Annotated in this window: 17 protein-coding genes; 10 read left to right on the top strand and 7 right to left on the bottom strand. The window is 70.1% G+C overall.

Annotated features, from left to right (window positions below):
* Window positions 1-39: 39 nt before the first annotated feature.
* Together groES and groL are read left to right on the top strand one after the other, a co-directional pair.
* Window positions 40-348 carry a co-chaperone GroES gene (gene groES, locus ACX28W_RS30895; RefSeq protein ID WP_077796719.1) on the top strand — a complete coding sequence of 103 codons (309 nt, stop codon included), beginning with the start codon at window positions 40-42 and terminating at the stop codon, window positions 346-348.
* Between the two features lie 113 nt (window positions 349-461).
* Window positions 462-2,090, top strand: a complete 1,629-nt coding sequence (groL, locus tag ACX28W_RS30890) for a chaperonin GroEL (RefSeq protein ID WP_362065590.1) — start codon at window positions 462-464, stop codon at window positions 2,088-2,090.
* A gap of 70 nt (window positions 2,091-2,160) precedes the next feature.
* Here groL and ACX28W_RS30885 read toward each other — a convergent pair whose 3' ends face one another.
* From ACX28W_RS30885 to ACX28W_RS30875, 3 genes are all read right to left on the bottom strand, one after another.
* Window positions 2,161-2,868 carry an ester cyclase gene (locus ACX28W_RS30885; protein WP_459003074.1) on the bottom strand — a complete coding sequence of 236 codons (708 nt, stop codon included), beginning with the start codon at window positions 2,866-2,868 and terminating at the stop codon, window positions 2,161-2,163.
* A 188-nt stretch (window positions 2,869-3,056) separates the two neighbouring features.
* The gene (locus tag ACX28W_RS30880) at window positions 3,057-3,830 is read right to left on the bottom strand and encodes an SDR family NAD(P)-dependent oxidoreductase (protein ID WP_459003073.1); all 774 of its coding nucleotides are present in this window, start codon (window positions 3,828-3,830) and stop codon (window positions 3,057-3,059) included.
* Between the two features lie 200 nt (window positions 3,831-4,030).
* Window positions 4,031-4,702, bottom strand: coding sequence for an MOSC domain-containing protein (locus ACX28W_RS30875; protein WP_459003072.1), 672 nt, complete (start codon window positions 4,700-4,702; stop codon window positions 4,031-4,033).
* 89 nt (window positions 4,703-4,791) lie between these two features.
* On the opposite strand from ACX28W_RS30875, the gene ACX28W_RS30870 reads away from it, so the two are divergent.
* Complete coding sequence (locus ACX28W_RS30870) at window positions 4,792-5,688, top strand: LysR family transcriptional regulator (RefSeq protein ID WP_459003071.1); 897 nt, start codon at window positions 4,792-4,794, stop codon at window positions 5,686-5,688.
* Window positions 5,689-5,751: 63 nt separating this feature from the next.
* Here the strand turns inward: ACX28W_RS30870 and ACX28W_RS30865 are convergent, their stop codons facing one another.
* Entirely contained in the window at window positions 5,752-6,081 is a 330-nt protein-coding gene (locus tag ACX28W_RS30865; protein ID WP_362065605.1) for a WhiB family transcriptional regulator, read from the bottom strand.
* 391 nt (window positions 6,082-6,472) lie between these two features.
* On the opposite strand from ACX28W_RS30865, the gene ACX28W_RS30860 reads away from it, so the two are divergent.
* From ACX28W_RS30860 to ACX28W_RS30845, 4 genes are all read left to right on the top strand, one after another.
* Window positions 6,473-7,084, top strand: coding sequence for a response regulator transcription factor (locus ACX28W_RS30860; RefSeq protein ID WP_003948568.1), 612 nt, complete (start codon window positions 6,473-6,475; stop codon window positions 7,082-7,084).
* Window positions 7,085-7,340: 256 nt separating this feature from the next.
* Window positions 7,341-7,916 carry a sigma-70 family RNA polymerase sigma factor gene (locus ACX28W_RS30855; protein WP_362065608.1) on the top strand — a complete coding sequence of 192 codons (576 nt, stop codon included), beginning with the start codon at window positions 7,341-7,343 and terminating at the stop codon, window positions 7,914-7,916.
* A 209-nt stretch (window positions 7,917-8,125) separates the two neighbouring features.
* A complete protein-coding gene (gene guaB / locus ACX28W_RS30850) occupies window positions 8,126-9,634 on the top strand; it encodes an IMP dehydrogenase (protein WP_459003069.1) in 1,509 nt (502 codons plus the stop codon).
* A gap of 113 nt (window positions 9,635-9,747) precedes the next feature.
* Complete coding sequence (locus ACX28W_RS30845; protein ID WP_459003068.1) at window positions 9,748-10,872, top strand: GuaB3 family IMP dehydrogenase-related protein; 1,125 nt, start codon at window positions 9,748-9,750, stop codon at window positions 10,870-10,872.
* Between the two features lie 68 nt (window positions 10,873-10,940).
* Here the strand turns inward: ACX28W_RS30845 and ACX28W_RS30840 are convergent, their stop codons facing one another.
* Complete coding sequence (locus ACX28W_RS30840) at window positions 10,941-11,522, bottom strand: hypothetical protein (RefSeq protein WP_459003067.1); 582 nt, start codon at window positions 11,520-11,522, stop codon at window positions 10,941-10,943.
* 168 nt (window positions 11,523-11,690) lie between these two features.
* Window positions 11,691-12,899 (bottom strand): nucleotide sugar dehydrogenase, encoded by a 1,209-nt coding sequence (locus ACX28W_RS30835; protein ID WP_459003066.1) that lies wholly within the window; start codon window positions 12,897-12,899, stop codon window positions 11,691-11,693.
* 262 nt (window positions 12,900-13,161) lie between these two features.
* On the opposite strand from ACX28W_RS30835, the gene ACX28W_RS30830 reads away from it, so the two are divergent.
* Complete coding sequence (locus tag ACX28W_RS30830; RefSeq protein ID WP_459003065.1) at window positions 13,162-14,868, top strand: glycerol-3-phosphate dehydrogenase/oxidase; 1,707 nt, start codon at window positions 13,162-13,164, stop codon at window positions 14,866-14,868.
* A gap of 72 nt (window positions 14,869-14,940) precedes the next feature.
* On the opposite strand, the gene ACX28W_RS30825 is transcribed toward ACX28W_RS30830, so the two are convergent.
* On the bottom strand, window positions 14,941-16,128 hold the full coding sequence (locus ACX28W_RS30825) for a serine hydrolase domain-containing protein (RefSeq protein ID WP_459003137.1): 1,188 nt from the start codon (window positions 16,126-16,128) through the stop codon (window positions 14,941-14,943).
* Between the two features lie 150 nt (window positions 16,129-16,278).
* Here ACX28W_RS30825 and ACX28W_RS30820 point away from each other — a divergent pair, with 150 nt between their 5' ends.
* Window positions 16,279-18,486: a serine/threonine-protein kinase gene (locus ACX28W_RS30820; RefSeq protein ID WP_459003064.1), complete on the top strand. Its 2,208-nt coding sequence runs from the start codon at window positions 16,279-16,281 to the stop codon at window positions 18,484-18,486.
* Between the two features lie 224 nt (window positions 18,487-18,710).
* Window positions 18,711-21,578 (top strand): protein kinase, encoded by a 2,868-nt coding sequence (locus ACX28W_RS30815; protein ID WP_459003063.1) that lies wholly within the window; start codon window positions 18,711-18,713, stop codon window positions 21,576-21,578.
* The last annotated feature ends 66 nt before the right edge of the window (window positions 21,579-21,644 follow it).

Here is a 21,644-nt window from a genome sequence, read left to right as displayed (position 1 = left end):
AGTTCACCCCGTGAGATCTCCGAAGGGGGAGGTCGGATCGTGACGACCGCCAGCTCCAAGGTTGCCATCAAGCCGCTCGAGGACCGCATTGTGGTCCAGCCGCTCGACGCCGAGCAGACCACGGCCTCTGGCCTGGTCATCCCGGACACCGCGAAGGAGAAGCCCCAGGAGGGCGTCGTCCTTGCCGTGGGCCCGGGGCGCTTCGAGGACGGTAACCGTCTTCCGCTCGACGTCACCGTCGGCGATGTCGTGCTGTACAGCAAGTACGGCGGCACCGAGGTGAAGTACAACGGCGAGGAGTACCTCGTCCTCTCGGCTCGCGACGTGCTCGCGATCATCGAGAAGTAATTCACCCCAGTTTTGCAGTGAGCTGCGCCCCTGACCCCCGCGACCTTCAACAAGCCGGGCGCCGGGGGCGCAGTTCGTTCTCCCAAGATTTCCGAGAGGGCTGAATCGCTCCCATGGCGAAGATCCTGAAGTTCGACGAGGACGCCCGTCGCGCCCTCGAGCGCGGCGTCAACAAGCTTGCCGACACGGTCAAGGTGACGATCGGCCCCAAGGGCCGCAACGTCGTCATCGACAAGAAGTTCGGCGCTCCCACCATCACCAACGACGGCGTCACCATCGCCCGCGAGGTCGAGCTCGACGACCCGTACGAGAACCTCGGCGCCCAGCTGGTGAAGGAGGTGGCGACCAAGACCAACGACATCGCGGGTGACGGTACGACCACCGCCACCGTGCTGGCCCAGGCGCTCGTCCGCGAGGGCCTGAAGAACGTCGCCGCGGGTGCCTCCCCGGCGCTGCTCAAGAAGGGCATCGACGCCGCGGTCAAGGCCGTGTCCGAGGAACTCCTCGCGACCGCCCGCCCGATCGACGAGAAGTCCGACATCGCCGCCGTCGCCGCGCTCTCCGCCCAGGACCCGCAGGTCGGCGAGCTCATCGCCGAGGCGATGGACAAGGTCGGCAAGGACGGTGTCATCACCGTCGAGGAGTCCAACACCTTCGGCCTGGAGCTGGACTTCACCGAGGGCATGGCCTTCGACAAGGGCTACCTGTCCCCGTACATGGTGTCCGACCAGGAGCGTATGGAGGCCGTCCTCGACGACCCGTACATCCTCATCCACCAGGGCAAGATCAGCTCCATCCAGGACCTGCTGCCGCTGCTGGAGAAGGTCATCCAGGCCAACGCCTCCAAGCCGCTGCTGATCATCGCCGAGGACGTCGAGGGCGAGGCCCTGTCGACCCTGGTCGTGAACAAGATCCGCGGCACGTTCAACGCCGTGGCCGTCAAGGCCCCGGGCTTCGGTGACCGCCGCAAGGCGATGCTGGGCGACCTCGCCACCCTCACCGGCGGTCAGGTCATCGCCGAAGAGGTCGGCCTCAAGCTCGACCAGGTCGGCCTGGACGTGCTGGGCACCGCCCGCCGCGTGACGGTCACCAAGGACGACACCACGGTCGTCGACGGTGGCGGCGACCACGAGGCCGTCGTGGGCCGTGTCAACCAGATCAAGGCCGAGATCGAGAACACCGACTCCGACTGGGACCGCGAGAAGCTCCAGGAGCGCCTCGCGAAGCTGGCCGGCGGCGTATGCGTGATCAAGGTCGGCGCCGCCACCGAGGTGGAGCTGAAGGAGAAGAAGCACCGTCTGGAGGACGCCATCTCCGCGACCCGCGCCGCGGTCGAGGAGGGCATCGTCTCCGGTGGTGGCTCCGCGCTCGTCCACGCCGTGAAGATCCTCGAGGGCAACCTCGGCAAGACCGGCGACGAGGCCACGGGTGTCGCGGTCGTCCGCCGCGCCGCCGTCGAGCCGCTGCGCTGGATCGCCGAGAACGCCGGCCTGGAGGGTTACGTCATCACCTCCAAGGTCGCCGAGCTCGACAAGGGCCAGGGCTTCAACGCCGCCACCGGTGAGTACGGCGACCTGGTCAAGGCCGGCGTCATCGACCCGGTCAAGGTCACCCGCTCCGCCCTGGAGAACGCCGCGTCCATCGCCTCCCTGCTGCTCACGACCGAGACCCTGGTCGTCGAGAAGCCGGCCGAGGAAGAGGCCGACGCCGGTCACGGCCACGGCCACGGGCACGCCCACTGAGTCACCGACTCCTGAAGAAGCCCCCGTTCCGCAGGGAACGGGGGCTTCTCCCGTACGTGCCTTCGCCTCGCTAGTTCTCCAGTGCGTCCAGCGCCCCGAGTTGAGCCATCAGCCCCAGCCGGTCGTACTGCCACCAGCCCTCGACGATCTTCCCGTCCTCGCGGCACCGGAAGATGGTCGTCCCGGTCATGGTGGCCTGCGTGCCGGTCGAGGGAATCCCCAGGAAGTCGCCCGTGTGGGTGCCGTTCCAGGTCCACCGCGTGCAGACACGGTCGCCCTCGGAGATCTGGTCCTCGACGGTGAACGTGAAGTCGAACGCGCGGCGCCACATCTCGATCTCGCGCCACATCGCGTCGAGGCCGAGGTTGTCCTGCTCGTTGGCGGGATCGTGGTCGTGGTAGTTCTCCGCGAGCAGGCTGTTGAGCGGTGGCAGTTCACCCTGGACGGCCACCGTCTCGAAGAACCTGCGGATGTTCGCCGCGTAGAGCTGTTCGTCACGGACCACGTCCAGGTCGGTGAACGTGGGCATCTCGTCGCAGAGTGCCACCATCTCCCGGAAGATCTTGTCGGTCTCGGGGAGATTCGAGTTCCGCATCGCCTCGTCGAACGAGAGGAACTCCACGATCTCTATGAAGTGGCTCGCGTCGGACCGGTCCTTGCCGATGATGTTGTGTGTCGCGGTCCGCTTGCCCTTGGTCAGCTCGGCCCATGTGTCCATGAGCCGGTTCATCTCATCGAATCGGCTGGTCTTGCAGTCGATGAGCTGCACAAATGTCATGACGCCGCCTCCCGGCCCCCCTGGGTCCGGCTGATGCGTCCATTTTCCCACTGGGACGGCGGCGTCACCGCTTCTTGCTGTGGCTTCTTGCTGTGGCTTCCTGCTGTGGCTTCCTGCTGTGGCTTCCTGCTGTGGTCTCTTACCGCGGTTTCTTGCTGCGGTCCGTACTTCTACTGCGGTCCGTACTTCTACTCCGGCCCGTACTTCCGCCCGGTCTTCGACGTGATCCCGCCCAGCAGCGCCCGCGGTGTCACCTTCACCACGCCCATGAGCGCCTTGTAGCGGGCGTCGGGGATGGACAGCGTCTTGCCGCGGGCCAGGTCCGCGAGCGCCGTCGCGACCAGCTTGTCCGCGTCGAGCCACATCCAGTTCGGGATGTTGTCCGTGCCCATGCCGGCCCGCTGGTGGAACTCGGTGCGCACGAAGCCGGGGGCCAGCGCCATCAGCCGTACGCCGGTGCCCGCCAGATCCTTCGCCGCGCCCTGCGTGAACTGCACGACCCACGCCTTGGACGCTCCGTAGGTGCCCCGCGGCACGAACGCGGCCACCGACGCGACGTTGACGACTCCGCCCCGGCCGCGCTCCCGCATGGCCGTGGCAGCCGCCGACGTCAGCCGCAGCACCGCCTCGCAGTGCACCTTGAGCATCGTCAGCTCGTCGGCCATCGATACGTCGAGGTAGTGGCCCTTGTTGCCGAAGCCCGCGTTGTTGATCAGCAGGTCGACCGGGTTCTTGCGGTCGCTCAGCCGCGTGGCCACCGCCTCGATGCCCGCGTCGGTCGCCAGGTCCGCCGTCAGCACCTCCGCCTCGATGCCGTGGCGGTCGTGCAGTTCGGTCGCCTGCTCGCCCAGTCGCTCGGTGTCGCGCGCCACCAGCACGAGGTTGTGGCCGTCAGCCGCCAGGCGCCGCGCGAAGGCGGCGCCGATGCCCGCGGTCGATCCCGTAATCAGAGCCGTTGTCATGGCCCAAGGCTAGTGACCTGACCAGGGGTACCGCGCCCCCGACCACCCAACGACAGACCATGCTCCACGAGTTCTCCGCACGCACCGACACGGTCGCCGCACGGGCTCTGCCCGCGCGGGCTCCGCCCAGGTAACGACGTGGCCGTCGCGCGTGTTCCGGAGCGGGGTGCCGCGGCCGTCGCACGTGGGCCGGGCAGGCTCTAACGGCCCTGCTGCGCCACGTACTTCTCCGCCGCCGCGCGCGACTCCGGGTGCAGTGCCTCGCCCGCGGCCAACAGCCGCGCCAACAGCTCCCGTTCGGTCGTGACGGCGCGGAACTGGAGTGCGACCGTCACGTCGTGGTCCGGTCGGTGCACGACCTCGATCGGGTCGCCCGCCCGGATGTCGCCCGGCTCGATCACCCGCAGATACGCGCCGGGCGCGCCCTTCTGCGTGAACCGCTTCACCCAGCCCCGCTCGCCGACATGCCCCTGGAAGGTACTGCAGGGGATGCGCCCGCAGGTGACCTCCAGGACCACCTCGGAGCCGACGCGCCAGCGCTCGCCGATCCGCGCGCCGGACACGTCGAGCCCCACCGTGGTGAGGTTCTCGCCGAACATGCCGTTGGACAGTGGCCGGCCGAGCTCGCGCTCCCAGTCGTCCAGGTCCTCGCGGGCGACCGCGTACACGGCCTGGTCGTTCCCGCCGTGGTGGCGTTTGTCGCACACCGCGTCCCCCGCCACCCCGCTCCCGCCGACCCCCTTGGGGCCGGGTGCCTCCACCCGCACCGGCCCGCTCACCGGCTGCTTGTCGATGCCGGTCACACCACCCACGGCCTTGTCCGTGTACGGGACGGCTTGCGGACGGCCCAGGTTCAGAGACAGAAGCTTCATGGCAGCACGCTAGGCGACGCGGGCCAAAGCGTCGATGCGGTATTCGCCACCGCATCCAAGACTCGCTTATGCCCGCCTATCCTCGAAGGATGATCGAGGCCCGTCATCTCCGCGTACTGCGCGCCGTCGCCGCCACCGGCTCCTTCTCGGCGGCGGGACGAGAGCTGGGCTGCACCCAGCCCGCCGTCAGCCAGCAGATGAAGGCGCTCGAGTCGTCCGTCGGCACCCCGCTGCTGATCCGCACCGGCCGGGAGATGCGACTGACCCAGGCGGGCGAGGCACTGGTCCGGCACGCGGCGGGCATCATCGCGGGACTGACCGCGGCCGAGGAGGAGGTCGCCGCGATCGCGGGCCTGCGCGCGGGCCGGGTGCGGCTCGTCTCCTTCCCCAGCGGCAGCTCCACCCTCGTCCCCACGGCCCTCGCCGCCCTGCGCGCCCTGCACCCCGGCACCCGGGTCTCGCTGGAGGAGGCCGAGCCGCCCGAGTCCGTCGAGAAGCTCCGAGGCGGCGACTGCGACATCGCGCTCGCGTTCCGGTACGAGGGCGCGGCGGGCGTAGAGGAGTGGGACGACCTCGTCGTACGGCCCCTGCTGACGGACCGGCTCGTCGGGCTGGTCCCCGAGGGGCATCGCCTCGCCCGGGCGACGTCGGTCGCGATCGGCGAACTCGCCGGGGAGCCGTGGATCGCGGGCTGTTCACGCTGCCGCGGGCAACTGGTCGAGGTATGCCGCGGCGCGGGTTTCGTGCCCCGCATCGACTTCGCCACAGACGACTACCCGGCCGTGGTCGGCCTGGTGGGCGCGGGTCTCGGGGTCGCTGTGCTGCCGGAGCTCGCGATCGAGTCGGTACGCCCCAAGGGTGCTCGCACCGTGACCGTGGAGCCGCCGGTGCGGCGGGAGATCGTCGCGCTCACGCTGCCGGACCTGGCCCAGGTACCGGCGGTGGCAGCGACGCTGGACCAGCTGGCGAGGGCGGCGGCGCGCTGATGGGCGGGGTCCGCGCCAAAGGTGGGGGCACGAGTGCGTGTGCCCAGCTGCAGAAACGTTCCTTCAGTTGTTCGAAGCGGAACCGCTCCCGTTGGTCGACGCCGCCACCAGGCGGTTGCGCGCCCGTCCCATGAGTTCTTCGCGCTCGTCCTCGGTCAGCCCGCCCCATACGCCGTACGGTTCGCGCACTGCCAGCGCGTGAGCCGCGCACTGCGCGCGCACCGGGCATCTCATGCAGACCTCTTTGGCCGAGTTCTCACGAGCGCTCCGTGCCGCACCGCGCTCGCCCTCAGGGTGGAAGAAGAGCGAGCTGTCGACCCCGCGGCAGGCCGCGAGGAGCTGCCAGTCCCAGAGGTCCGCGTTCGGGCCGGGAAGGCGGGAGAAATCTGCCATTGCGTGTCCCCTTGTTGCCGTTCTGGGCTGCTATGTGCCCATCGACCGTACATCTACGATCTAAGGAGATGAAAATATGACTCATTGCGAATCTAGCCGCAGACACCAGCAAATGGGAAGAAAACAGGCTGAATGGGGCACGGGTTGTGGTGAAACGTTGAGGGTCCGTCGTGCATGTCTGCACCGTGTCCGCCCCCTCACGTAGAGTGCCGAAGACGACCGCCTGCCCCGTAACTCTTTCGAGTGACCATCGTTGAGAGTGCCGAGGCGGTTGAAGGAACAAGCGCTCGGGCAGGCGGCAGTTTCCGTCGGCGAGTGTCAACCGCACAGGTGACGATTCGTACCCAGCCTGGAGGCTCAAGGTGACGCGCATCAGCTGCGGAGGGCGGCCATGACATCCGTCCTCGTCTGCGACGACTCCCCGCTTGCCCGAGAGGCGCTCCGTCGTGCGGTGGCGACCGTGCCCGGCGTCGAGCGTGTGACGACGGCGGCCAACGGCGAGGAAGTCCTCCGCCGCTGGGGAGCCGACCGCTCGGACCTGATTCTGATGGACGTACGCATGCCCGGTCTGGGCGGCGTCGAGACCGTCCGGCGGCTGCTCTCCGCCGACCCCGGTGCGCGCATCATCATGCTCACCGTCGCCGAGGACCTGGACGGCGTGGCGCTCGCCGTCGCCGCCGGTGCCCGCGGCTATCTGCACAAGGACGCCTCCCGCGCGGAGCTGCGCGCGACCGTGACCCAGGCGCTCGCCGACCCCACCTGGCGGCTCGCCCCGCGCAGACTGCGGTCGGCCGAAATGGGCGCGGCGCCGACGCTCACAGCGCGTGAGATCCAGGTACTGGAAGGCATGAGCCACGGCCGGTCGAACGCGGAGATCGGGCGCGAGCTGTTCCTCTCCGAGGACACCGTCAAGACGCACGCCCGGCGGCTCTTCAAGAAGCTCGGCGCCTCGGACCGCGCGCACGCCGTGGCGCTCGGTTTCCGGTGGGGCCTGGTTCGCTAGGTGAGCCGTCGCGGGGGTACGACGAACCCCGCCTACCTCATGGTGGGCGGGGAAGGCAAGAGGCTCCGTCGGGTGTCTGCTGCTCGTTTCGCCGCGGATGCCGCATCCTTGAGGTGTGGAGTCTCTCGGGGACGAGTCGGTCGAGCGGAAGGGGAGGGCGCAGGAGATGAGTTCCGGCGCACCTGCTCATAACGCTTCGGTGCACAACTACGGACGCGGTGCCGCGGACAGGACGACGCCAAGGCACCATGGACCGATGCGTGACGACGAGACGACGGTGATCGGTGCGCTCGTCCATCGCGCGGTCGACGGCGACGAGCAGGCCACGCACGACCTGCTCGCCCGCGTACACCCACTGGCGTTCCGCTACTGCCGTACCCGCCTGTCCCGGCTTCCGGGGGGCGCGCGGCACTTCGTGGAGGACCTGGCGCAGGAGGTCTGCGTCGCGGTGCTCCTGGCACTGCCGCGCTACAAGGACACCGGGCGCCCCTTCGAGGCGTTCGTGTTCGCCATCGCCGCGCACAAGGTCGCCGACCTGCAGCGTGCGGCGATGCGCCACCCCGGCGCGACGGCCGTGCCCTCGGACGAGATGCCCGAGCGCCCCGACGACTCCCTCGGCCCCGAGGAGCGCGCCCTGCTCAGCAGCGACGCCGAGTGGGCCAAGAAGCTCCTGGCCAACCTCCCCGAGAACCAGCGCGAGCTGCTCCTCCTGAGGATCGCGGTGGGCCTCACGGCCGAGGAGACGGGCCAGATGTTGGGAATGTCACCGGGAGCGGTGCGAGTGGCTCAGCACAGGGCGCTGAGCCGGCTGCGCGCGCTGGCGGAGCAGTAGCCGGGGCTTCGCCGGGTCGGCCTTCTTCTCGGTGCGGTCCCGGCGAGCGGTCTTCCAGGGACTGAGTTTCCGGGCCACGGATGAACGGCCCCGCCATTCCCCCCGTACGAACCTACGAAACCCCCGGTGCCCGAACCATGGAATGAGAGAGCCCTGCTTCCCGTTAGCATGGACATCCGCACCGATCAAGGCCATTTGGGGAAGGTGTCATGACTGCCAACGTCGACGGAGTGCCCGCCAAATTCGCGACACTCGGGCTGACCTACGACGACGTGCTGCTGCTGCCGGGCGCGTCGGACATGGCGCCCGACCAGATCGACACCGCCTCGTACATCTCGAAGAACGTGCGGGTGAACATCCCGCTGCTCTCCGCCGCGATGGACAAGGTCACCGAGTCCCGCATGGCCATCGCGATGGCCCGTCAGGGCGGCGTCGGCGTACTGCACCGCAACCTGTCCATCGAGGACCAGGCCAACCAGGTCGACCTGGTCAAGCGCTCCGAGTCCGGCATGGTGACGGACCCGATCACGGTGCACCCGGACGCGACGCTCGGCGAGGCGGACGCGATCTGCGCCAAGTTCCGCATCTCCGGCGTGCCGGTGGTCGACGGCGGCGGCAAGCTGCTCGGCATCGTCACCAACCGTGACATGGCCTTCGAGACCGACCGCTCGCGCCAGGTGCGCGAGGTCATGACGCCGATGCCCCTGGTCACCGGCAAGGTCGGCATCTCCGGCACCGACGCCATGGAGCTGCTGCGCCGCCACAAGATCGAGAAGCTTCCGCTGGTCGACGACGCGGGCGTCCTCAAGGGCCTCATCACCGTCAAGGACTTCGTGAAGGCCGAGAAGTACCCCGGCGCCGCCAAGGACAGCGAGGGCCGCCTCCTCGTCGGCGCGGCCGTCGGCGTGGCCGGTGACGCCTTCGAGCGCGCCCAGGCCCTCATCGAGGCGGGCGTCGACTTCATCGTCGTGGACACCGCGCACGGCCACTCGCGCCTGGTCGGCGACATGGTCGCCAAGATCAAGTCGAACGCCGCCGGTGTCGACGTCATCGGCGGCAACATCGCCACCCGTGACGGCGCCAAGGCCCTCATCGACGCGGGCGTCGACGGCATCAAGGTCGGCGTCGGCCCCGGCTCCATCTGCACGACCCGCGTGGTCGCCGGCATCGGCGTACCGCAGGTGACGGCCATCTACGAAGCGTCGCTCGCCGCCAAGGAGGCCGGCGTCCCGGTCATCGGCGACGGTGGCCTGCAGTACTCCGGCGACATCGCGAAGGCCCTGGTCGCGGGCGCCGACACGGTGATGCTGGGCTCGCTGCTCGCGGGCTGCGAGGAGTCCCCGGGCGAGCTGCTGTTCATCAACGGCAAGCAGTTCAAGTCGTACCGCGGAATGGGCTCCCTCGGTGCCATGCAGTCCCGTGGCGACCAGCGCTCCTTCTCCAAGGACCGCTACTTCCAGGAGGGCGTCGCCTCCGACGAGAAGCTCGTGCCCGAGGGCATCGAGGGCCAGGTGCCCTACCGCGGTCCGCTGTCCGCGGTCGTCCACCAGCTGGTCGGCGGTCTGCGCCAGTCGATGTTCTACGTCGGCGGCCGCACCGTCCCCGAGCTCCAGGAGCGCGGCCGGTTCGTCCGGATCACCTCGGCGGGCCTCAAGGAGAGCCACCCGCACGACATCCAGATGACGGTCGAGGCACCGAACTACAGCCGTAACAAGTAGTCACCGGTAATCACAAGACTCGCGACGGGCGGCCCCGGAGGTTCCGGGGCCGCCCTTGTCGTAGGCGTCGGGGATACTGGGAGGCGCAGAAGCGAAGAGGGAAAGGCCAACACGTGACTGAGATCGAGATCGGGCGCGGCAAGCGCGGCCGTCGGGCGTACGCCTTTGATGACATCGCCGTCGTCCCGAGCCGCCGTACGCGGGACCCGAAGGAGGTCTCGATCGCCTGGCAGATCGACGCCTACCGCTTCGAGCTGCCCTTCCTGGCCGCCCCGATGGACTCGGTCGTCTCCCCGGCCACCGCGATCCGCATCGGTGAGCTGGGCGGCCTGGGCGTGCTCAACCTCGAAGGCCTGTGGACCAGGTACGAGGACCCGCAGCCGCTGCTCGACGAGATCGCCGAGCTGGACGCGGACACCGCGACCCGCCGCCTCCAGGAGATCTACGCCGCTCCCATCAAGGAGGAGCTGATCGGGCAGCGCATCAAGGAGGTGCGCGACTCGGGCGTGGTCACCGCCGCGGCCCTGTCCCCGCAGCGCACGGCACAGTTCTCCAAGGCCGTCGTGGACGCGGGCGTGGACATCTTCGTCATCCGCGGTACGACGGTGTCGGCGGAGCACGTCTCGGGCGCCTCCGAGCCGCTGAACCTGAAGCAGTTCATCTACGAGCTGGACGTTCCGGTGATCGTCGGTGGCTGTGCCACGTACACCGCTGCCCTGCACCTGATGCGTACGGGCGCGGCCGGTGTCCTGGTCGGCTTCGGCGGCGGCGCCGCGCACACCACGCGCAACGTGCTGGGCATCCAGGTCCCGATGGCCACGGCTGTCGCGGACGTCGCCGCGGCCCGCCGCGACTACATGGACGAGTCCGGCGGCCGGTATGTGCACGTCATCGCGGACGGCGGTGTGGGCTGGTCCGGCGACCTGCCCAAGGCCATCGCCTGCGGCGCCGACTCCGTGATGATGGGCTCCCCGCTGGCCCGTGCCACGGACGCGCCCGGCAAGGGCAACCACTGGGGCATGGAGGCGGTCAACGAGGAGCTGCCGCGCGGCAAGAAGGTCGACCTCGGCACGGTGGGCACCATCGAGGAGATCCTCACCGGTCCCTCGCACATCCCGGACGGCTCCATGAACATCTTCGGAGCCCTCCGCCGCGCCATGGCCACCACCGGCTACAGCGAGCTCAAGGAGTTCCAGCGCGTCGAGGTGACGGTCGCGGACTCGCAGCACAAGAGGTAGTGCCTATGGCGAAGGGGCCCGGATCACCTGGAGGTGAGTCGGGCCCCTTCGCCATGACCGGCACCGGGTTACGCGGCGGCCTTCTTCGCGCCCGAGAAGGCGGCGAAGGCGCCGAAGGCGAGGAAGAGGAAGGTCATGACGTCGGCCTCCTCCTTCCAGCCCGAGGTCAGCACGTTGAAGTTGTCGAAGAAGATGGTGGTGAGGGAGAGGCCGGTCTCGTCGGCCGCCCACACCGCCATGCCGATGAGCTGTCCCAGGTAGACCGCGCCCAGGGAGAGGATCGCGCTCACGAAGGGCAGGGCGGGGTTGCGGCCGCCGAGCTTGCCCGCCGCGAGGCCGGTGAGGAAGCCGACGGCGACCGCGGCGTAGCCGATCTCGTACTCCGTCTTGCCGATGATCGTGCCGTAGATCCCGGCGGTGACGAGGGCCACGACGACGGCGGCGACGATGCCGAAGGCGATGTTGTCGCGGCGCGGCGCGGGGGGTGCCGGAGGTGCGAAGCCGGGCTGCTGTCCCGGTCCCGCGAACGGGTTGCCCTGCGGCGGCTGCTGGGCGGCGTACGGGTTGCCGCCCGAGGGCTGCTGGGCGGCGTACGGGTTGCCGTCCGACGGCTGGGGCTGGGGCTGGGACGGTGGCGTGGACTGGCTCATGACGGAGATCCCCCGGAGAAGTGTGGATGGCGGGCGCACTGGTGTGCGACAGCGGCCCGCACACTAGCAGTCGGCACCGACATCCAGGCGAGGGATTTCTGGAGAGGGATCTTCGTAGTTATTCGTAGTTAGTCGTGGTCATTTGTGCTCAATCGTGGTCATTCGTAGTCAGAGGCGGTGCGCGGCCCCGGTCGGGGTGGCGCCCCGCGTGTCCAGGAGGAGCTGGGCCTTCACGGAGAGCCCTTGGAGGTCGTACGTGCGGTGCTGTTGGAGCAGGATCGTGAGGTCGGCGTCGGCGGCGGCCTCGTAGAGGGAGTCGGCGCGCGGGACGGGGCGGCCGAGGACGCTCCAGGCCGGGACGTGCGGGTCGTGGTAGCTGACGGACGCGCCGAGTTCCATCAGGCGCAGCGCGATCTCGTGGGCGGGCGTGCCCTGTTGGTCGGCGAGGTCCGCCTTGTAGGTGACGCCGAGGAGGAGTACGCGCGCGGCGCGGGCCGATTTGCCGTGTTCGTTGAGGAGCGCGGCGGCGCGCTGGATGACGTACTGCGGCATGTGGCTGTTGACCTGCTGGGCCAGTTCGACCATCCGGAGCGATCGGGTGGAGTGGCCGGTCAGGTCCTGGGGGATGCCGTGGCCGCCGACTCCCGGGCCCGGCCGGAACGCCTGGAAACCGAACGGCTTGGTCTCGGCGCAGCGGATGACGTCCCACAGGTCGACGCCCAGATCGTTGCAGAGCACGGCCATCTCGTTGACCAGGGCGATGTTGACGTGTCGGTAGTTGGTCTCCAGGAGCTGCACGGTTTCCGCCTCGCGTGGTCCACGCGCGCGTACGACCTTGTCGGTGAGGCGCCCGTAGAAGGCGGCGGCCGACTCGGTGCAGGCGGGGGTGAGGCCGCCGATGACCTTGGGGGTGTTGGCGGGGGTGAAGTCGCGGTTGCCGGGGTCGACTCGGCTGGGCGAGTACGCCAGGTGGAAGTCGCGCCCCGCACGGAGCCCGGAACCCTCCTCGAGGAGCGGCCGCAGGAAGTCCTCCGTGGTGCCGGGGTACACCGGCGACTCCAGGATCACCGTGGTGTGCGGGCGCAGTTTGGCGGCGAGTGTGCGGGCGGCCGCGGCCACCTGGCCCAGGTCGGGCGCGCCGTCCGGGCCGGGTGGGGTCGGGGCGCAGATGACGGCGGTGCGGACCCGGCCGAGCTCGGCCGGGTTGGTCGTGGGCCGGAAGCCCCCCGAGAGCATCCGGCGCATGTCGGCGGGGGTGAGCGAGCCGCCTTCCGGCCCGGTTTTGTAGCCGAGCGTGGAGATGCCGGCGGCGACGGCGGCCTGGGCCAGGGGCAGGCCGAGATGACCGAGTCCGATGACGGCGAGATCTGCGGGCATGGCGTGGGCCGTCCTTCCCAGTAACCGAAGCGGGACAGGTGCGCAAGCCCTGTGGACAGGGTGGACGAGCGCAATGTCACACTAGGAGTAAATATGACCGATTTGCGGGATTGGTTGGGCGAGTTTCCGCGAGTGTTGTCCACAGGCTGAGGGTGCGTGGTGGCCGAAGACGGGCAACACGGTCAGACTTTGGGCAGGGGGGCATGTGAGCCGGGCGTCGCCGGACAGGTGCGGCCAGCGCTACAGACAGCGGGAGGCAGCGGTGAGGACAGCGACACTGGGGCCGGCGGAGCGCGCCGAGTCCCTGGCGGGAATGGCCGAGCGTGAGCTGGATGTGCTGGTCGTGGGCGCGGGCGTGGTCGGCGCGGGTACCGCGCTCGATGCCGCGACGCGTGGCCTGTCCACGGGCCTGGTCGAGGCGCGTGACTGGGCATCGGGCACGTCGAGCAGGTCCAGCAAGCTGATCCACGGCGGCCTGCGCTATCTGGAGATGCTCGACTTCGCACTCGTACGCGAGGCCCTGAAGGAGCGCGGACTCCTTCTCGAACGGCTCGCACCACACCTCGTGAAGCCCGTGGCCTTCCTCTATCCGCTCCAGCACAAGGGCTGGGAGCGGCTGTACGCGGGATCGGGCGTCGCGTTGTACGACGCCATGTCGATGGCGCGCGGACATGGGCGCGGCCTGCCCACGCACCGTCATCTGACCCGCAGCCATGCCCTGCGCGTGGCCCCCGCCTTGAAGAAGGACTCGCTGGTCGGAGCGCTGCAGTACTACGACGCACAGATGGACGACGCCCGCTATGTGGCGACCTTGGTGCGCACGGCGGCGGCGTACGGCGCGAAGGTCGCCAACCGCGCCCGGGTGACCGGTTTCCTGCGCGAGGGCGAACGCGTGGTGGGCGCCAGGGTGCAGGACGTCGAGGGCGGCGGGGAGTACGAGATCCGCGCCCGACAGGTCGTCAACGCGACGGGGGTGTGGACCGACGACACCCAGGCCATGGTGGGGGAGAGGGGCCAGTTCCACGTACGGGCCTCGAAGGGCATCCACCTGGTCGTACCGAAGGATCGGATCCATTCCACCACGGGGCTGATTCTGCGCACCGAGAAGTCCGTCCTCTTCGTGATCCCTTGGGGGCGGCACTGGATCATCGGCACCACGGACACCGACTGGGACCTCGACAAGGCCCACCCGGCGGCGTCCAGCGCGGACATCGACTATCTGCTGGAGCATGTGAACTCGGTGCTCGCGGTGCCTCTGACGCGCGACGACGTACAGGGCGTGTACGCGGGGCTGCGGCCGTTGCTCGCCGGTGAGTCGGACGCCACCAGCAAGCTGTCGCGCGAGCACACCGTGGCCCATCCGGTGCCGGGGCTCGTGGTGGTGGCGGGCGGCAAGTACACGACGTACCGGGTGATGGCCAAGGACGCGGTGGACGAGGCGGTGCACGGCCTCGACCAGCGGGTCGCCGAGTGCGTCACCGAGGACATCCCGCTCCTCGGCGCCGAGGGCTACCGGGCGCTGTGGAACGCGCGAGCGCGGATCGCGCAGCGCACCGGGCTCCATGTGGTGCGCGTGGAGCATCTGTTGAACCGCTTCGGGGCGCTCGCCGAAGAGGTCCTCGACCTCATCGCGGCCGACCCCTCCCTGGGCGAGCCGCTGCCGGCCGCCGAGGACTATCTCAAGGCCGAGGTCGTCTACGCCGCCTCGCACGAGGGCGCCCGGCACCTGGACGACGTCCTGACCAGGCGGACGCGCATCTCGATAGAGACCTTCGACCGCGGCACGCGCAGCGCCCGTGAGGCGGCCGAGTTGATGGCGCCGGTCCTCGGCTGGGACAAGGACCAGATCGAGCGCGAGGTGGAGCACTACGAGAAGCGGGTCGAGGCCGAGCGGGAGTCCCAGCGCCAGCCGGACGACCTGACGGCGGATGCGGCGCGGCTGGGGGCACCGGACATCGTGCCGCTCTGACCGGTTCCGGGTCGGGCGATATCACTCGAAAGAGTGTCGTGAGCTGGGATCTTTGCTCGAAACTCGGCCGTTCTACCGGGTGCGGGGGCAGAACTCGGCGGCGAGCAGGGCGGGTTCGAGGTCAGGGTCTGCGATCCCGTCCATGTTCACCCGGAAGGTGAGGACACGACGGCCGTCGACAGTGGCTGCGGTGCGCACGTAGCTGCCGGAGATGCGTCCGTTGTGCCCCCACACCGTGGTGCCGCACGGCAGCTTCACGGGGTAGAGCCCCATGCCGTACGTGCCTTGTGCGGTGCGGGTGTCGAGCATCTCGCGCAGCCGGCGCGCGGGTAGCAGATCGCCGCTCAGCAGGGCGGAGTAGAAGCGGTTCAGGTCGGCGAGCGTGCTGACCAGCTCGCCTGCCGCACCGGCCACGCGCGGGTCGAGGTCGGTGACGTCGGAGCCGTCGGCGGCGTAGGCGCGGCCGTGCGGGGAGGGAAGAGAGACGCGGGCGCCGGGGAAGGAGGTGCCTGTCAGACGGAGAGGAGTGATGATGCGGCGCTCGGCCTCTGCGGCATATGAGTGGCCGGTGACCTGTTCGACGACCATGCCGAGCACGACGTAGTTGGTGTTCGAGTAGGCGAAGCGGCCGCGGGCCGCCGGGGGGTGGGTGAGTGCGATGTGTACGGCCTGGAGTGGCGTGACGGGGACGGTGCCTTTGGTGTCCGCGGTGAAGTCGTACAGACCGCTGGTGTGGGTGAGGAGGGAACGCAGGGTCAGACGTCGGCCGTCGTTGCCCGCGCCGCGCACCAGCCCCGGAAGGTGAGCGTCCACCGAGTCGGACAGGGACAGCCGGTGCTCGGCGGCCAGCTGGAGCACCACGGTTGCGATGAACGTCTTGGTGATGCTGCCTGCGCGGAAGTGGTCGCCGCGGGCGATGCCGGCAGCGGAGATGTCGTCACCGGAGTTGTCGTCACCGACGCTTGCGAAGCGTGAGCCGGAATCGTCGAGGGCCAGTAGCGCCGCGGCCGGGGCCTTGTCGCGGGTGACGAGGAGGGAGAGTCGGGAGCGGAGGTAGCGGAGGTAGCGGGCGGCGTCCGTTGCGGGGGTGGCGGGGGTGGCGGGGGTGCGGGAGCCCGTCGGGGCCGTGGACATGAGGGAGTGGGAAAGCGGGTGGGAAGCAGTCGGGGTCAGTCCGAGCAAGCCGGTCGGGGTCAGGCCGAGGAGGGTCAGGGACACAAATATGACCAAGAGTGTCCGACGTGTCCGGCGCGGCGGCATCGGCGGTCCTTCCTTCTCGCGGCCCATCATGGGGGACGGCACGGCTCCGCCGGCGGGCGGGGACCCCTCCTGAGGGGCCCCTGGGCGTTGAGCGCTTGTCGGGTGAGGGACAATGGAGGCTCTGTCAGGGCGGGTTGCATGAGGGGACGCATGTCGGAGGCGGAGCGGGCGGGAGCATCCCGTCAGGACAAGAGCAGTCGTCTCCTCGCCGGGCGGTACCGGCTGGGAGATGTTCTCGGCCGCGGTGGCATGGGCACGGTGTGGCGGGCCGAGGACGAAACCCTTGGTCGCACGGTCGCGGTCAAGGAGCTGAGGTTCCCGTCGAGCATCGACGAGGACGAGAAGCGGCGGCTGATCACGCGCACGCTGCGTGAGGCCAAGGCGATCGCGCGGATTCGCAACAACGGCGCGGTGACGGTCTTCGACGTGGTCGACGAGGACAACCGGCCGTGGATCGTGATGGAACTCGTCGAGGGCAAATCGCTCGCCGAGGTCATCCGCGAGGACGGTCTCCTCACGCCGAAGCGCGCCGCCGAGGTGGGGCTCGTGATACTCGACGTGCTGCGTTCGGCGCACCGCGAGGGCATCCTGCACCGCGACGTGAAGCCGTCGAACGTGCTGATCGCGGACGACGGCCGGGTCGTGCTGACCGACTTCGGCATCGCGCAGGTCGAGGGCGACCCGTCCATCACCTCCACCGGCATGCTCGTCGGCGCGCCCTCATACATCTCGCCGGAGCGGGCGCGCGGTCACAAGCCCGGGCCTGCGGCCGACCTGTGGTCGCTGGGCGGTCTGCTGTACGCGTCGGTCGAGGGAGTGCCGCCGTACGACAAGGGGTCCGCGATCGCGACCCTCACCGCGGTGATGACCGAGCCGGTGGAGCAGCCGAAGAACGCGGGTCCGCTGGAGACCGTGATCTACGGACTGCTCGCCAAGGACCCCCAGCAGCGGCTCGACAACGAGCGTGCGCGGGTGATGCTCAACGAGGTGATCTACGCGCCCGAGCCCAAGGAGACCGTGCCGGAGCCGCCGGACGCGACGAAGGTCGTGGCCTTGCCGCCGGTGCCGGACGAGGGTTCTGGCCGGGGGAGTTCGGGCGGCTCGGGTGGCTCCGGGGCCAAGCGGGGCGAGGAGGCCGGGGAGCGGCTGCGGGGGGCGATGCGTTCCGTGCGGAAGGCTGCCTCGGCGGCCGGCGCGGCCACGGCGGCGGCCACCGCGGCGGCGACGGCACGTGCGAAGTCCGGCGGTACGGCGGCCTCCGGGTCGGTCGGAGGGTCGGTCGGAAGTGAGGATGCGGCTTCGGCGGCTCCGGCGGTTCCAGCGACTCCGACGGCTCCGGCGGGCGCGGATGCGTCGACGCCGCGGGGCGGGAAGGCCGGACCCGCGGTATCGGGGAAGGCCGGGGTGTCCGCCTCGGAGAAGGCCGGCGGCAGTGCGTCGGTGGGGCTGAACTCCGGTTCGGCGAGTGCGGCGAGTGCGCGAGGTGCTGCCGGTTCGGCGGGGCGGGCCTCGGGCTGGCCCGTGGCGCCCGAGAGGCCGCCACGGCCCGCGCCGAGGGCGCCGCTCACGGATGTCGTACCGCGCCGGACATTGGTGATCATCGCGGTGGTCGTGGTGCTCGCCGTGATCGGGACCGTGCTGGCCCTCACCCTCGGTGGCGGTGACGACAGCGGATCGAAGGACGGCAAGAGCGGCGACACCAAGGCGGCCACGTCCAGCGGAGTGTCCGCCGGAAGCGGTGGCGAGGACGCGACCAGCGGCGCTGACAAGGACAGTGGCGACACGAAGGACGACGACACCGGTTCCGTCGCTGACGGGACTTCGGGCAGCACGCCGAGCACGAGTGAGTCGAGCGAGGAGAGCGACAAGAGCGAGGAGAGCGGCACGAGCGGCGACGGCAAGGAGTCGTCGGGCTCGTCGGACTCCACCGCCGTGTCGACGTACAAGGGCAGTCAGGGGTTCTCGATCGGGCTGCCCAAGGGGTGGAAGTACGCGTCCACGGACGCCGCGGGAGTCCGGTTCACCGGGCCCGACGGGCAGAGGCTTCTCGTCGGCTGGACGACGACACCCAAGTCCGACCCGGTGGCGGACTGGAAGAACCAGGAGCGGTACATGACGCGCTCGCAGTACAAGCGGGTGCGAATAGAGGAGGTGGACTACCGCGGCTGGAACACGGCCGACTGGGAGTTCACCTATCAGGAGAGCGGCACGAAGTACCGGTCGATCGACCGGGGGTTCGTCGTCAACTCTTCTCTCGGGTACGGGCTGATGTACTCGGCGAAGGCGTCCACGTGGGACAGCGATCTGCGCGAGGACACGTGGCAGACGCTGACGACGACGTTCCAGCCGAAGTCTTGAGGCGCTGAGTCTCGAGGTACGGAGTCTCGAGGTACGGAGCCTTGAGGTGCGGCGGCCTGTGGTGTCGGCCCGGACTCATGTCGTGAAGTTCGGGACGGTTCGCCCGGGGTGTCTGTTGTAGGGGTCGGTCACGGGGCGGTGACATCTCGCATCCCCGCTTTGCGGGTTGCCTCGGGCACGTATCGTGAGTGGTTGCGGACCGTACGAAGCCTGTAACGGGATGCATGGCGAACGGAATTGACCACCCGTCGGCCGGGGGAGGCATCGTGGACGACTACGCGGGACGAGTACTCGCCGACCGCTACCGCCTGCCGTTGCCACCCTCGGACGAGTACGAATTCGCCGAGACGCGGGCCTTCGACACCTACAGCGGACAGGAAGTCCTCGTTCGGCAGGTGCCGTTGCCCGAGGTCGTCGAGGCGGAGGTGCTCGACGCGGACGGGCTGCCCGAGGGGTTCGTGGCGCGGGACGGCGGGGTACGGCGCGCCTCCGCGCGGACCACACGTCGGCCCACCGAACCCGCCGTGCGGCGGGCGATCGAGGCCGCCCAGGCCGCCGCGCAGATCCCCGACCATCCCCGGCTCGACCAGGTCTTCGACGTGTTCGCCGAGGGCGGGTCGCTGTGGATAGTGAGCGAGTTCGTGCCCGCGAGGCCGCTGGCCGCGCTGCTCGCCGAGAAGCCGTTGAGTCCCTATCGGGCGGCCGAGGTCGCCGCCGACGTCCTCACCGCGCTGCGGGTACTGCACGCGCACGGGTGGGTGCATCGGAACATCACCGTGCGTACGGTGCTCGTCTGCGACGACGGCCGCGTGATGCTGACCGGTCTGGCGGCCGGAGCCGCGGAGGAGGCGCTGTGCGGGTACGACCCGGTACCGGTGCCGGACTTCGAGGGTGCAGAGGGTTCGAGGGGCTCAGGGAGCTCGGGGGGCTCAGGAGGCTCAGAGGGTTCCGGACGTGCTGCGGGTTCCGGGGGCTCTCGCGGTTCCGGCGGTGAGGGGGGCGGGGGCGCCGCGCAGGTACGGAACGCCGGCTCGCTCAACGCGGGAGCAGGTCCCGGCCGAGGCGTCGGGGCCGGTGCTCCAGGCGGTGGCGCGCCCGGTGTGCGGGCCGGAGCTTCGTTCGGAGTGGTGGCCGCCAGTGCGCACGGGGCCGACGCGGAAGCCGCTCGGCGGGCCGCGATCGAGGCCCGTGCCGAGAACGGGGCTCCCGTTGCCGAGCCGCCCGCCGGGGGTGGAACGGGTGTGGGGCGCCGGGCTCCCGAAGCCGGGGACGACGTCCGGGCCGCGCGGGCCGGGGCCATCGCCGCGTACCGTGCCGGAGCGCGTGCCGCCGCCCGCGTACAGGAACAGCAACGGAGCGGGCCGGCCGCACTGCCCGCGCCCCGGTCCGCTCAACAGGTTGGTTCCTCCGCACCGTCCGCTCAGGGCTCCGGGCCGGGCACGGAGTACCAGCCCGAGAGTGCGCCCCCCGGCCAGATCGCCGACCCGTACGGAGTCGGGCAGACGAGTGCCTGGCATGGCGCCCAGCCCCGTTCCGGTAGTGGCGGTGGCGGTGGCGGTGGTGGCGGCAACGGTCAGGGGCTTCCCGCTCTCCCCGGTCCTGTCACCGGCCTCAGCCCCATCCCCGGCCCCGTAGTCGGAAACGGCACGCCCGCTCCCACCCCTGATCAGCGTCAGTCATCTGCTTCCGCCCTCGCCCCCGCGACCCCCAACGGCCGTTGGGACGAGCTTGTCGCCGGTGCGCCCCCGCGTCGCGGCCCCGCCACCGCGCTCGCCGCGGAGCGTGCCCGGCAGGCCCGGATGGCCGTCGTCGGGCCGGTGACCGAGCGGTGGGCGCCCGAGCAGGCCGGGCCGGTGCATGAGAACTGGCAGTTGGCGGCGCCGATCGGGCCCGCGACCGACCTGTGGGCGCTGGGGGCGCTGCTCTTCCGCGCCGTCCAGGGCCATGCGCCCTACCCGGAGGAGAACACCGCCGAGCTGGTGCAGCTGGTGTGCGCGGAGCCGCCCGCGTTCGCGGAGGAGTGCGGGCCGCTGCGGCCCGTGGTGGAGTCGCTGCTGCGTCAGGACCCCACCGAGCGGCTCGACTTCGAGGAGCTGCGCGGCTGGCTGCGCTCGCTCGTGCGGTCCGCTCCCGAGCCCGAGGCGGGCGCGCACGTCATAGCGGCGCCCCCCGTCGACCCCAGCCGGCTGCCGATCGTACGGCGACGTGGTGAGCTCGTTCGCAGGCGCCGCGCTCGACGGCTGCCCGCGGCCGGCCCGCACGCACGCCACAAGCGCGCAAGGCACGACAAGCAGACCAAACCGACTAAACCGACCAGGCCGACCGCCTCGGCCGGGCCGGCCAAGCCCCGACGGCTGGGCCGGAACCTCGTCCTGTTGGTCCTGCTCGGGCTGGTCGCGGCGGTCGCGTACGCGATGGTCTTCATGCCGAAGGCCAAGCCGGACAGCGACGCCGACGGCCAACGGACCGGCTCCGCCGGGGAGGTGAGCCCCGCACCGGGGAGCTCCTCCGACACGGGCACCGACGGGAAGGCGAGCAGCGAACCGCGGCCCGACCAGACCTCCCCCGGCTCCGACGCGGACAACAACCCCTCGGGCGACTCGAGTTCATCGACCTCGCAGTCCAACGACTCCGAGGTCGCCCAGGGTTTCACCCGCCGCGAGGACGCCGAGGGCTTCCGGATCGCCGTGGCCAACGGCTGGGACCGCACGCCCAAGAACGGGCAGGGGCAGGTCGTCTACTCCGACGGCAGCTTCGAGCTCATCGTCGTACCCGGACGGGACAGCACCGCGACGTACGGCAGTGATCCGCTGGCGTACCAGCGGGAGCGGGAGAGCGAGTTGCAGCCGTTCCGCGACTCGACGTGGGCCACGTCCAGCGGGATGCGGCGGATCGACGTGGGCGGACGGACCATGGCCGAGGGGCAGTTCACCTGGCAGAACTCCGCGGGGCAGGAGCTGTTCGTCCGCAATCTCGCGATCATCCTCGACGGGCGCTACCACGTGGTGCAGGTGCGCGGCCCGGAGGCCGAACGGGACGAGGTGACACGGCTGTACGAGCAGGCTTCGGAGACCTATCAGGTCACCGGTTGAGCCGTCTCCGAGTGACTCTCAGGATCCACGAGTCCGTGAACGCCCCACGGTTCCCACGTGTACCCG

The organism is Streptomyces sp. SD15 (genome assembly GCF_054462255.1).
The sequence above is the reverse complement of the archived record's forward strand: the minus strand, read 5'-3'. Positions and strand labels throughout refer to the sequence as shown.